The sequence below is a fragment of the Bacillus cereus group sp. N31 genome (genome assembly GCF_016483245.1).
GTDB lineage: Bacteria > Bacillota > Bacilli > Bacillales > Bacillaceae_G > Bacillus_A > Bacillus_A toyonensis.
Genome location: NZ_JAEHCH010000004.1, coordinates 1 through 12,833 on the forward strand (window position 1 = coordinate 1; position 12,833 = coordinate 12,833).

Below are 12,833 nucleotides of genomic sequence, written 5' to 3' on the forward strand. Positions count from 1 at the left end.
ACCGCTTTACTAATTTCTCGGTAACTTTCATTTCCGTTCAAATAACGTTGAACGATGTGTATTTTTTCATCAGCTGTGAATTTAACCATAGAAAAACTGCACCTCCAATTGTTAGACGGTGTCTAACAATTGGGGTGCAGTTCACCTTATGTTAATTGTGAGAGGGTGCTCGTTTTTTGTTATGAAACAGAAAAGAATTACTTCCAACCACTTATAAAGACATTTTGATATTTCCTTCGCTAATCTACTAGTTTGTGTAAACGAGAGAATGTCCATTATGAAAGATTTCAAAATAAAGGTGACTTAACATGCAGCTAAATTATATAGGGAAATAGAAAAACCACTCTTATATGAGTGGTTTCTAATCATTATTTTTAGGCTATACATTTAAAATTAGGCTAAGTTATAGGAATAATAAACATTTTATCCGTGGTTATTATTTTGGTTCTGGATAATGATTGTAGTATGAGATTCTAATAAATTCTTGGTAGATATTTGTTAATTTAGCATCTCTAAGAGCATCGTTGAATTTTTGCATACGTACACTACCTTGAGCGTAGCCTCCACCAGGAGTATAAGGATTTCTAGCTTCAAAGTCATCCATAAATACTTTTAATTTTTTATAGTCTTGAGATTGATAGAAAGCCGCGGCCTCTTCAGGAGTGACATCAAAGTAAGAGGATGATGTTGAGTTATAAGAAGCTGCTTGAGCAGTAGGTACCTCTAGCATAGTTGCAGCTCCACCGAACATAGTAAGCGCCATAGAAGATACAATAATTTTTTTGAACATAATAAAACCTCCATGTAGAATATTTGGATTAATAGCATCCTGTAATCATTATAGTTACAATTAAAAATGATTATCAAATGCAATATTGCATAATTAGTTCTTTGAATGAGAAGTTCCCCTTATATCTAAATGGAGGAGTGTAATAATGAATTAATAGAATAAAAGAGGGGTACATATTATTCGGGGTAACAAGAAAATGAAATGAAAAGAAAAGGCTATTTTTAATTGGGGAAAGTTAAAAGGAATGATAGTTAACAGCTGAAGTTACCATTATTGGGAATTTAATTTCGTTTATTTGTGTTGAGAAATAAATAGTATATGTTGTATAAGGCGAAATGAAGGAAGATTTCTTATAGATTTTTCGTTTAACAAAGTATGTTAAACCTCGCTCAAAATCATGTAATAGACTATGAAATAATCTTTCCAAAATAAAATATAGTTTGGCTGAAAATTAGAGGACATTAATTCATTGAAGTAGTAATTACTGTTTTCAGGATAGGGGTCTTTTTTTATTTAAGAAAGAGAATATATTTTCTCAACAGGACAAATGGTAATCATCTATAAGTACTACTTATAAGGATAATAGGAAAATAGAAATAAATATTAAAGGAGAATGCGAAATGACAACATTACTATCTAATAGAAATCGAGTTGAAATTAGTGAAGAAGATGTAGATGTATTAAAGGTAATGGCACATCCCGTTCGATTACAAATTGTAAATGAATTAATGCACCATAAAATGTGTAATGTTACACAGTTAACGGAAATATTAAGACTCCCGCAATCCACTGTTTCACAACATCTATCAAAATTAAAGGGAACCGTACTCCGTGCAGAAAGACGAGGGTTAGAGATGCATTATTATATTGATAATGCTAAGGCCCGCCAGATTATAGGGATTTTAGGTTTTTAGGTTCATACTACGTAAAAAGTTTCCTCATATAAAATAGGGAACTTTTTTTGTTGAACAAATTGTACATATTTATAAATAGAATGGAAAGAAGTAAGCTAGTAATTTAAATAGTGGCCTCTTTTAAAGATAATTAAATATGCCAAAATATATGATTACAAAGCGAAACTTTTGATGCCTTTTTTTATTTATTAGGTAAAAGCAATTGGCTGGATTTTCTTACAGTAATGGTTGGATAAAATAGAAGATTACTAACTTGAACAAAAGAACTACTAGTTACATATTTAACATACATATTTATCTGGTTAATTGCAGTCGTGTTTTGGAATCTGTATATAGTAAACTCATTTAAAAACTTGAAAAATATTAAAATGTGTAAATTTTATGACTATTTAGTTAAAAATATTTAATATTTGTAATTTTTTGTTTTATAATGATAATCGGGTTGCTCGTGAATGTTTTAGATATTGCGATATATACTCAGATAAATTTATTTTAGGGAGGTTTCAGAATTGAGTAAGAGAGTTATTATAAGAGTTTTTACATTATTATCAGTACTGGCATTATTCTTTAATGTGTTTTTACCAAGGGCTAGTGCAGAAGTTATGACGCATGAAAAATATTCAATGGAATGGAGTTATAGTAATAGTCTAGGTAAGTACATTCGGACTGAATTTATTAAAAATTCAAGCGGTCAAATTGCTTATTGCTTAACTCTTGGATTAAAATCACCAAATGGTGAAGATCTTCCTGAAATGGGGAAAACAGATAATGTAGTATATAAGGTCTTATTAAATGGTTTCCCACAAAAAAGTACTCAACAGCTGGGAGTAGCTAATGAAAATGAAGCGCATTATGCAACTCAGCTTGCGGTCTGGAATGCATTAGGTCAACTTGATGTAAATGAATTAAAACATGAGAATAAAAATGTTGAAAAAGCAGCTAAGGCTATTATTAATAATGCTAATAATAGTGAAGAGACGCAAGATATTTTTATGAATGTGATTCCTGCTGAAAAGCAAAAAGCAGAATTAAAGGGTGAGTTCTTTGAAACGAATCTATACACAGTACAAACAAATGCTAAGAGTGGTTCTTATAAGGTAGTAGCGAAAAATGCCCCTACTGGAGTTAAAATTGTTAGTGAAAATGGTGAAGTGAGAGATCAGCTTTCAGTTGGGGAAAAATTCCGTATCCAAATTCCTAAGAACACAAAAACAGGTGAATTTAATTTAAGTGTTGCTGCTAATTTAACTAAAGTTCAAGCAATTGCTTACCGCGGCACGGATACTGTTCAGAATGCTACGGTATTATTAGAAAGAAATGAAGAAAAACTTAGTAGTGATCTTGCAGTAAATTGGGAAGCAACTGGTTCTTTAAAAATTAAAAAGGTTGGAGAAAATGGGGAAGTTCTAGCTGGTGCAGTATTTGAAGTCTTTAATGCAAATAATGAATCAGTTGGAAAAATCACGACTGGTGCTGATGGTACTGCAGAATTAAATAACCTACAAATTGGTACATATACAGTAAAAGAAATTAAAGCACCAACAGGTTATGTTTCAGGTGATAAACCACAAACTATTGAAGTTAAAACAGGGGAAACAGGAGCTGTTCAAGTAGTAAACAATAAAGTAAAAGGTAACATCGAAATAAAAAAACTTAGTGATTCAGGAAAGATTTTGCCAAATGTTGAATTTACAGTCTTCACTGAAGATGGAAAAGAAGTGAAAAAAGTAGTAACAAAAGAAAATGGAATTGCAAAAGTTGAGGATCTTACGTATGGTAAGTATTATTTCTTAGAGACAAAAACACCTAATGGATATCTTGAAAATAAAACAAAGTATCCTTTTGAAATTAAAGAGCACAATAAAACACTTACTTTTACAGTAGAAAATACCGAAGTAAAAGGTAGTGTAAAATTACTTAAAGTAGATAATGAAGATATCAGCAAAAAATTAGAAGGTGCAGTATTCGAGTTAAAAGATGCAAGTGGGAAAGTTATTGGTGAATATAAGACAGATAAAAAAGGTGAAGTTAACGTCAAAAATTTAGCATATGGTAAATATTCATTTGTAGAAAAGGCTTCTCCAAACGGTTACGTTCTTATTAAAGAACCGATTGTGTTCGAAATAAAGGAACATGGGAAAATTATTGAGTTATTAGCAGTTAATCATCTTATCAAAGGTGATCTAGAAATTACAAAAGTTGATGTAGCTGATGGAAACAACAAACTTCCAAATGCAGAGTTTACTATTTATAATGAAGCAGGAAAAGAAGTAGTAAAAGGAAAAACAGACGATAAAGGTATCGCGAAGTTTGAAAAGTTACCATTTGGAAAATACACATATAAAGAAACTGTTGCACCAAAAGGTTATGTATTGAATGAAGAAACGTTCTCTTTTGAGATCAAAGAGAATGGTCAAATCATTAAACATATTGTCAAAGATGAAAAGATTCCTTCAATAAAAACAACAGCTACAAACAAAGCTGATGGTGGAAAAGAGATTCATGCAAATAATTCTATCACTATCCAAGACAAAGTAGAGTATACTAACTTAGTTGTTGGTAAAGAGTACACTGTAAAAGGTAAATTAATGAACAAAGCTATTAACGAACCATTATTGATTGATGGTAAAGAAGTAACAGCTGAGACTAAGTTTACTGCAAAAGAAAAGAATGGTTTTGTAACAGTAGACTTTACTTTCGTTGGTGCTGAACAGCAAGGAAGAGAAGTGGTTGTGTTTGAAGACTTATTACATGAAGGTCAAGTAATTGCAACTCACGCTGACATTAACGATGTAGGTCAAACAGTTCGATTTGTAGAGCCTTCAATAAAAACAACAGCTACAAACAAAGCTGATGGTTCTAAAGAATTAGACGCTACAAAATCTGTAACAATCCAAGATAAAGTGGAATACAAAGACTTAATCGTGGGTAAAGAGTACGTTGTAAAAGGTAAACTAATGGATAAAGCAACAAACAAACCATTATTAGTTGACGGTAAAGAAGTAACAGCAGAATCTAAGTTTACTGCAAAAGAAAAAAATGGTTCTATCACATTAGACTTCACATTTAATGCTTCTGCATTACAAGGTAAAGAAGTAGTAGTATTTGAAGAACTGTATCAAGATAATGTCTTAGTAGCTATTCACGTTGACATTGAAGATAAGGGACAAACAGTGAAATTCAAAGAGGTAAAACCGGAACAACCTAAACCTAATCAATCAAAACCAGATCAGACGCATCCAGATAAAAGCATTCCAACACCAGAACAACAAAAAACAGAAAAGACATTAAAATCAGGAATATTACCAGTTACAGGTGGAGATTTATCCATGTGGATCTCAATGGGCGTTGGCCTTTTATTATTAGCTCTTGGAACTGTATTATTTATCAAACGTAGAAACGTATAATAACTATATAATTTTTACAAAGAAGGTCTTCTAATAATTAGAAGACCTTTCATTTTTGAACTTAACTCGGATTTTGTTTGAGTCAGTTTTGACATTCGATTTTAAGCGTGAATTGCGTTTAAAATTGAAACTTTATTTGTAGTAAATAATACATAATTTTGTTTTACCGTTTTAATTAAAATACGATCCGTTGTACCATATGCTGTTCCAATACGAATCACATTTGATTCTTCAACGCCAGCATAGGTAGAATCTTCGGTAACCTCAATCACATCACCTAATGGAATAGTAATCTTCGCCAACTGCCATGAAATAATTAACTCTGCCTTTGTTTTTTTTACATGAATACCTAGCACCATACCAAGACCTTTCTATAATAGAATGCTACACTTATTATCTTATTGTACAAATTTTTAGATTATTTATCTATGTGTAGGAATAAAATAGATTTCTACATGTCGTATTTTTAGCGTGTCAAACGCTTCATACGATAGGCTTTTTTCTTATTGTAAAATACGTTAAGAACAAAAGTTCACTTCAAGTTAATATGAATTTGATATGGTTGCAGTATGATGAACGAGAAACATACAGATTGGTAGGAAGGAAATGAATCATGAGACTTAAATTAGTAGGAATCTTCACTTGTATGATTGTGGTGTTAGGTATTTTTATACTTTACACCAACATATCTATTGGTAAAGGATCTGAAAAGAGAAATTATGAATATAGTGAAAATTCCATAAAAAAAGAAAAAGAAAGTTCTTTTGCTAGTGTACAGGTTGTAGTGAATAAGGAATATGGATTGCCTGAAAACTATCAACCAAAAGATTTAGTTGTACCAAATGTACCATTCTCATTCAGTGGAACAGTAGAAAAGAGTCATCTTCGTAAAGAGGCAGCTGACGCACTAGAAAAGTTATTCTATTTAGCAAAACAAGAAGGAATTCAGCTGAATGCTGTTTCAGGATTTCGTTCCTATGAATATCAAAAAAATCTGTATGCAAACAATGTAAAAAGAAAAGGCCAAGAGCATACGGATCGTTTTTCGGCAAAACCAGGCCATAGCGAACATCAAACAGGGTTAACAATGGATGTTTCTTCTAAAAGTGCGAACAATGAACTAGAGTTATCCTTTGCTAATACGAAGGAAGGAAAATGGCTGAAAGAAAATGCGCATCGTACAGGGTTTATTATTCGTTATCCTAAGGGGAAGGAAGGTATTACAGGTTATGCATATGAACCTTGGCATATTCGCTATGTAGGAGATATTGCTGAAAATATATATAAGGAAAAACTGACTTTAGAAGAATATATGAATCTGTGAAAATAAAATTGAAGAGTTAAACTGTATTCATTGTTTATGAATGCTACTGTTGCTATTAAAAAGCCTAATTTCTCAATATTTTGTAGAGAAATTAGGCTTTTTTCATCATCATATTAAAGTCTTTTATAGTTTAATGACTCGATTTACTGATTATATTTTTAAGTGTTTGCTTTGAGCTACATAGATATAATTTTCGTTGCAACTGATTGTTGAAATGCCTTATCATGCTCAACAATAACCATTGTGGGGTTAAATTGTTGAATAAGCTCTTCAATCTGCATACGCGAATAGATATCTATAAAATTTAGTGGTTCGTCCCATATATATAAATGAGCTTTTTCACATAAACTTTTAGCGATAAGCAGCTTTTTCTTTTGTCCACCAGAATAATGAAATATATCTTTCTCGAATTGAATTCGGTCAAAGTCCATTTTACGTAGGATGGATTTAAATAAAGTCTCATCAATCTTGTGCTCTTCAATAAAATCTAATAGCGATCCCTTCAAATGAGAAGTATCTTGTTGGACGTAGGAAATGATGAGTCCTGTACCTAAAGTAACTAAGCCTGTATGATGTATCGGATGTCCTAGAATTAGTTTTAAGATACTACTTTTCCCACTCCCATTCGTTCCATCTAGTACAATTCGGTCACCTTGTTCAACCATGAAACTAATTGACTCATTCACAATTTGGTCATCATACTTAACGGATACGTCAGTCAAAGTAACTAAGTCATTTGATTTAAACTTCAATTGTTCTAATTTTAATGACTCAGTTTTCTCCACGTTTTTTAGTAATTTTGACTTTTCTTCAATAGCTTTTTGTTGCCTTGATTCAAGGTTTTTTGCTCTTTTCATCATCTTGGCTGCTTTATGTCCTACAAATCCTTTATCCAACTTAGAGCCTGAATTCCTCGTTCCATTTTTGGACGCTTCCACATTATGAGACCAACTTGCTGAACGCTTGGAAGACTGTTTTAATCTCCCTATGTCTTTTTGTAGACGATCATTTGTAGCCTCTTCGTGCTCTTGCTGTCTATCAAAATTTAACTTCCAAGAAGAATAGTTTCCACTTTGAACTTCAATATTTGCTCTATTTATAGACAAGATATGGTCAACGCATCCATCTAAAAAGATTCTGTCATGTGAAATTAAAATAAATCCTTTTTTCTTCCTTAAATAATCAGAGACTATCTTTCGTCCAGCAGTGTCTAGGTGATTTGTTGGTTCATCAATTAATAGAAACTGGCCCTCTTTTAAAAACAGTGCAGCAAGCAACACCTTTGTTTGTTCACCATTTGATAATGTTTTAAACGGTCTGTACATGACCTCGGCATCAACATTTAGATAGGATATTTCACGTAGAAATTCCCAATCTTCTGCTTGAGGACAAATTTCTTCAAGGATTTCATGAGTAAATTTGTTCTTATCTGCAACAGGATAGGGGAAGTAATTGAATTCTACCGAAGTAAGGATTTTCCCACTATACTCATAATCCCCTAACAATAAATTAAAGAATGTCGTTTTACCTCGTCCGTTTCTACCGATAAATCCCAGTTTCCAATCCGTGTCTATTTGGAAGTTTACACCTTCAAAAATAGTATCAAAGCTACCTGGGTATGAAAAAGTTAAGTCTTGGACTTTTATCATTGACATAATAATTCCTCCTTTATATATCGAAACGTTTCATATAAAGTCGGAACATCCATCCATTTTTTAATTCCTCTATATAAGTTTGATGGATATTAACGACTTATATAGAGCATTACATGTGTAACAATAGTATCTGAAGTACTCATTTTTCTCGCTCCTTTATTTGTTAAGTACATTTAACAAGTAATAAGTTTCAACTAACATAAACGGGAATAAAAAAATCCCCCAATTTGTAATCGGAAGGATTAGTCTTTCGTCTATACTTAATAGGTACTGATTAATCATTTGAATCATGATAAATAAAGTGTGAAATGAATTATAAAAATGGATAGACTAACCCTATATTTTGTAGTTTGAAGTTATAAAATTCAACTTAAAATATAAATTAGTTAATCATTGTTCATCCATCATTCCTTTCATAATTCTATTTTTAGAGTAACATTCTTTTTTTGAAGATGCAATAACAGAATCACCTTCACCTAATCCTAGATTATTTATAATTCTTTGAGGAAGGAAATAAAACATTACATTCTTTTTATAAATGGTACATTGTTATTCAATATGTCATGTCTTTTGTTCATTAAAAGGGGAGCGATTTGAAATTGACATCAACCTGTTTTGTAACTACAATCGTTACATTAGGTTCCGTAAATTAACTCGAATTTTCATGTTAATGATAGTATATTTTCATTTCTTTTAAGTGTGATAGTTAGCAACTAAATATAATCCAATAGTGGATTATATTCTATCTCATATTTAAAGAGTAGTTAAGTTGCACCATCCAAATTTACGATGCGCAAACACTTAAAAAACTACATTTTTCAACTTATCCTTTTTGGAATCCTCGGTATTAAAAATTGTAAACATCTACAAAAAATTAACAAGACTGTTGTATGTAGAAAGAAATCTTTTAAAAAGGCCATAATATGGATAATAGGTAGCACACATTTTAATTAGTAGGAGTTGTGCCACTATCAAGACATTTTTTAATAAAAGTATAGAAAAAACTCAAGAAGGTGAGTCCATTGCGTAAACATGCATATGTGCAATTTTATGTATTAATATTGGCTTTAATAGCTTATATAAGCTTTTGCTTTATATTTTTATTTGTTTTTCCGAATCATTATTTCGTATCAGATTTTAATATCCGACTATCATCTTTAGTCATTGAAACTACTGTATTTATCTCATTACTGTACTCAATATTATCTAGAAAAATTAAGTTAGGAGTATTCTGGGTTTGCATTACCATTGCAATAGGGTGTTTCTTGATAGGGAATTTCATATCCGCTTTTCAAGTACTTAATGTAGAATTACCAATACAAAATTTTAATATCTCTGATGTATTTTTGTTGTTTTTCTTATTCTTCTTTCTCTTTGCGTTCTTTTATAAAATCATGATGGAATGTAGCAAGTGGGAGAAAGCGTATTTACTTTGTGATTTATGTAGTGTTGTTACTGCTATTTTTACATTAGAGTGGTACCTATTTAATAAACCTTCTGCAAATATCTTATTCTTATCAATTGGAGATGTTTTTCTCTCATTTATTTTTCCAATTATAGATTTATTTCTTCTATTACTTGGAGTTACCCTAATCTTTCGACCGGCTATTTTCAATACAAAAAGTAAATTGTTTATTTTTATCCTAGTATTAACCGGATTGGCTATTACGGACTACTTGTATTTTTACTTACAAGACGATTTGTCAGATCGTTCAGTTATATTATTAAGGTGTTTGTATAGAGTTTTCCTATTATTTATCGCTATTGCTGCTACAATTCCAAAGAATACATCTTCTAAAAAAAATTATTTTATTATTAATCCGACATTTGGAAAGAAAATTCTTGTCATTTTCCCTTATCTTGCAGTTGCAGTCTTAATTGGCTTTACTTTGAAAGAGCACACTTCTTCATCTACACTGATTATGGGAAATTGTATTGCTTTTGTATTTGTACTGATTCGTCATACAATCGTACGAATGCAAAACAAAGATTTAACCGAAACATTAAAAGTGTTTAATAATCAATTAGAACAAACAGTATCTCAAAGAACAATGGATTTAATAAATAAATCTAATGATTTGGTAAAAAATCAAGAGAAGTTTAAGTCACTATATGAGTATCATCCGGATCCTATATTAACGATTGATTCAAATGGTATCGTATTAAATATAAACCAGGCTGGAAGTATGTTATTAGGAAAAGACAGTGCTGTATTAATAGGGGAAGAGTGCTTCTCTATTTTTTTAGATGAAGATAAATCTGAATTGGAATCGGCTATAAAGAAAAGGAAACGATGTAGCTCATCTTCGTTACAGTTACGTGTGAAAAATAACAATGAGAAGGATATACTCTTTTGGTATGTCACTATAGTGCCTATTATGATAGAAGGACAAACTTTTGGGAGTTATGTAATGGTAAAAGACATAACGAGGATGAAACAACAACAGGATGAGATAAATTATCTTGCATTCCATGATACGGTGACGGAGATTGGAAATCGTATATTCTTCCAGCAAGAATTAGACAGATCCATTAAGCGTGCACAAAAAGCACAGGATAAGTTTGGGCTTTTGTATATAGATTTAAACCGCTTTAAGACTATTAATGATACACTAGGTCATTCCATTGGTGACAGGGTTTTAAAAGAAGTTGCCAACCGTTTTAGGATATGTCTGTCACCGACTATTCCTCTAGCAAGAATAGGGGGAGATGAGTTTGCGATCATTATCTATAACCAAACAGAGCAACAGCTATTGGATTTGTGTGAAACTTTATTTCGTATAACTGAAGAACCATTTGTAGTAAATCAGCATAGTTTTTACTTATCTCTTAGTATAGGAATAGCAGTGTATCCGTTTGGAGGAATAAATACTACTACACTTTTACAACATGCCGATATCGCTATGTATAGTGCAAAGGAAAAAGGTAACAATGCTGTTTGTATGTATGACGAGACATTATCTCAAAAAATAACCCGTCGATTACGATTAGAGCAGGATTTACCAAATGCAGTTGAAAATAATGAGTTGGTTTTATTGTATCAACCACAAATTGATAGTAAGGCAGGTAAGCTTATTGGTGCAGAGGCTTTAATACGTTGGCAACATCCAGAGCTCGGGCTGATTTCTCCTTTTGAGTTTATACCTATCGCGGAAGAAACGTCGCAGATTATTTCAATTGGGAAATGGACATTACAGAAAGCGTGTCGACAGCTGAAAGAATGGCATTCTGCGGGCTATTCAAATCTAAAGATGGGGATAAATTTATCAGCTATAGAGTTTGAACAGAAAGACTTTGTCCAAATAATTATATCGACCATAGAAGAAATAGGAGTACCTGCTAGTTCTATTGATTTGGAATTAACAGAGCGAATAGCAATGGTAGATGAAAAAGAAACCCTATCGAAGTTAAAAGCATTAAAATCGTATGGTGTAAATTTATCAATTGACGATTTTGGTACAGGTTATTCTTCATTAGCGTATCTGCCACTGTATCCAATTGATACTTTGAAAATTCCAAGAGAATTTGTTAATAGGATCGGAACTTCTACTGATGGAGATGAAATTATACAAACCATTATTTCACTAGCGCATACTTTAAATATGAAAGTGATAGCAGAAGGAGTGGAAACGAAAGAACAGTTAACAGTGTTACAACAAAATGCATGCTATCTAATTCAGGGCTATTATTACAGTAAACCTGTAAATGAAGATGAGTTTCTCCTGATTTTAAACACGATGTGGAATGGATAAGTGAGAACTCCGTATATGTGAAGTATAAAAAAAGAAGTTCTACCTATATTGAGTAGAACTTCTTTTTCTATGCAGATGGTACTGTGGAAAGTGATGTACCTAATGAAGTATTGTCCTACTCACAAAAAAATAAAAAGTTATGCAGCTTTATCTAATTTTAACAATGATACTAATTATTTTGATTTTGAGTTAGCGCATAATGTTCTTTCGGATTCAGAGAAAAGAGAAAAATTAATAAATCAAATGTATAACATAGTTATTGAATATGGGTATGACGGCGTTAATATTGATTTAGAAAGTATTAATCCAGAAGACCGTGACTTACTTACGCTCTTTGTAAAAGAGACATCAAAAAAATTCATAGTTCAGGTCATACTGTTACGGTATCGGTTCCAGCTAAGGGTGAGGATGATCGTGAGAATACATGGCCATTTGATTATGTCCAATAAGGTAGAAATGCAGATTCCCTTCAAGTAATGACTTACGATGAGCATGGTACATGGAGTAAACCAGAATCTACTATTAGTAAGCCATGGTTAGAAGAAAATCTAAATTACACTACTAGAGTGGTAGATAATAAAAAATTTATTATGGGTATCCCTGCATACGGAAATGTTTGAGATTTGAGTGATGAAAAAAATAGCAAAATGCTTGCTTGGAAGGACATAAATGAACTTATTCAACAGACAAAAGCAAAACCGCGTCGTGATGCAGCGTCTGATTCCATGATGTTTACGTATATGGATAAAAATAATCCTAAGCATGAAGTTTGGTATGAGGATGAAACAAGTATTAAACAAAAAACTCACTATACAATCACAAAGAATCTTGCAGAGGTTTCTGTTTATGCAATCGAGCAAGAGAATAAGCAATTCTGGACGGCCGTATCTAGTGGTTTAAAATAATTCATGGAAATAATAATAGGTCAGGTGAATGTATGAAATATAGTAATAAATAAAATAAATCGTATTTATTTTATAGGAATTATAGG

The 12,833-nt window shown here is 31.8% G+C and carries 9 protein-coding genes and 1 pseudogene; 7 read left to right on the forward strand and 3 right to left on the reverse strand.

Going from position 1 to position 12,833, the window contains the following annotated elements; all coding sequences use genetic code 11:
* Nucleotides 1-436: 436 nt before the first annotated feature.
* The gene (locus JDS81_RS07955; RefSeq protein ID WP_097953757.1) at nucleotides 437-790 is read right to left on the reverse strand and encodes a hypothetical protein; all 354 of its coding nucleotides are present in this window, start codon (nucleotides 788-790) and stop codon (nucleotides 437-439) included.
* A gap of 620 nt (nucleotides 791-1,410) precedes the next feature.
* Here JDS81_RS07955 and JDS81_RS07960 point away from each other — a divergent pair.
* Nucleotides 1,411-1,704, forward strand: a complete 294-nt coding sequence (locus tag JDS81_RS07960) for an ArsR/SmtB family transcription factor (RefSeq protein ID WP_097953758.1) — start codon at nucleotides 1,411-1,413, stop codon at nucleotides 1,702-1,704.
* Nucleotides 1,705-2,213: 509 nt separating this feature from the next.
* A complete protein-coding gene (locus tag JDS81_RS07965) occupies nucleotides 2,214-5,111 on the forward strand; it encodes a VaFE repeat-containing surface-anchored protein (protein WP_097953759.1) in 2,898 nt (965 codons plus the stop codon).
* Nucleotides 5,112-5,212: 101 nt separating this feature from the next.
* Here the strand turns inward: JDS81_RS07965 and JDS81_RS07970 are convergent, their stop codons facing one another.
* Nucleotides 5,213-5,467 (reverse strand): SunI/YnzG family protein, encoded by a 255-nt coding sequence (locus tag JDS81_RS07970; RefSeq protein WP_097953822.1) that lies wholly within the window; start codon nucleotides 5,465-5,467, stop codon nucleotides 5,213-5,215.
* A gap of 257 nt (nucleotides 5,468-5,724) precedes the next feature.
* On the opposite strand from JDS81_RS07970, the gene JDS81_RS07975 reads away from it, so the two are divergent.
* Nucleotides 5,725-6,435 (forward strand): M15 family metallopeptidase, encoded by a 711-nt coding sequence (locus JDS81_RS07975; RefSeq protein WP_097953760.1) that lies wholly within the window; start codon nucleotides 5,725-5,727, stop codon nucleotides 6,433-6,435.
* Nucleotides 6,436-6,611: 176 nt separating this feature from the next.
* On the opposite strand, the gene JDS81_RS07980 is transcribed toward JDS81_RS07975, so the two are convergent.
* The gene (locus tag JDS81_RS07980; RefSeq protein ID WP_097953761.1) at nucleotides 6,612-8,090 is read right to left on the reverse strand and encodes an Lsa family ABC-F type ribosomal protection protein; all 1,479 of its coding nucleotides are present in this window, start codon (nucleotides 8,088-8,090) and stop codon (nucleotides 6,612-6,614) included.
* A gap of 1,022 nt (nucleotides 8,091-9,112) precedes the next feature.
* On the opposite strand from JDS81_RS07980, the gene JDS81_RS07985 reads away from it, so the two are divergent.
* The 4 genes and pseudogenes from JDS81_RS07985 (at nucleotide 9,113) to JDS81_RS30310 (ending at nucleotide 12,747) form a co-directional block, all read left to right on the forward strand.
* Nucleotides 9,113-11,842: a sensor domain-containing protein gene (locus tag JDS81_RS07985; RefSeq protein WP_142316326.1), complete on the forward strand. Its 2,730-nt coding sequence runs from the start codon at nucleotides 9,113-9,115 to the stop codon at nucleotides 11,840-11,842.
* Between the two features lie 102 nt (nucleotides 11,843-11,944).
* Nucleotides 11,945-12,319 carry a glycosyl hydrolase family 18 protein gene (locus JDS81_RS31050; RefSeq protein WP_371399170.1) on the forward strand — a complete coding sequence of 125 codons (375 nt, stop codon included), beginning with the start codon at nucleotides 11,945-11,947 and terminating at the stop codon, nucleotides 12,317-12,319.
* Nucleotides 12,310-12,462: pseudogene (locus JDS81_RS31055) on the forward strand (glycosyl hydrolase family 18 protein); the annotation flags it as partial. The gene JDS81_RS31050 and the pseudogene JDS81_RS31055, both read left to right, overlap by 10 nt.
* Before the next feature lie 27 nt (nucleotides 12,463-12,489).
* Nucleotides 12,490-12,747: a glycoside hydrolase family 18 protein gene (locus JDS81_RS30310; protein ID WP_242481343.1), complete on the forward strand. Its 258-nt coding sequence runs from the start codon at nucleotides 12,490-12,492 to the stop codon at nucleotides 12,745-12,747.
* Nucleotides 12,748-12,833 lie beyond the last annotated feature (86 nt).

Bases quoted from the DNA above. Each gene is read 5' to 3' on its own strand.
- JDS81_RS07955 (WP_097953757.1), bottom strand. From the start codon at position 790: ATGTTCAAAAAAATTATTGTATCTTCTATGGCGCTTACTATGTTCGGT.
- JDS81_RS07960 (WP_097953758.1), top strand. From the start codon at position 1,411: ATGACAACATTACTATCTAATAGAAATCGAGTTGAAATTAGTGAAGAA.
- JDS81_RS07975 (WP_097953760.1), top strand. From the start codon at position 5,725: ATGAGACTTAAATTAGTAGGAATCTTCACTTGTATGATTGTGGTGTTA.
- JDS81_RS07980 (WP_097953761.1), bottom strand. From the start codon at position 8,090: ATGTCAATGATAAAAGTCCAAGACTTAACTTTTTCATACCCAGGTAGC.
- JDS81_RS31050 (WP_371399170.1), top strand. From the start codon at position 11,945: ATGAAGTATTGTCCTACTCACAAAAAAATAAAAAGTTATGCAGCTTTA.
- JDS81_RS30310 (WP_242481343.1), top strand. From the start codon at position 12,490: ATGCTTGCTTGGAAGGACATAAATGAACTTATTCAACAGACAAAAGCA.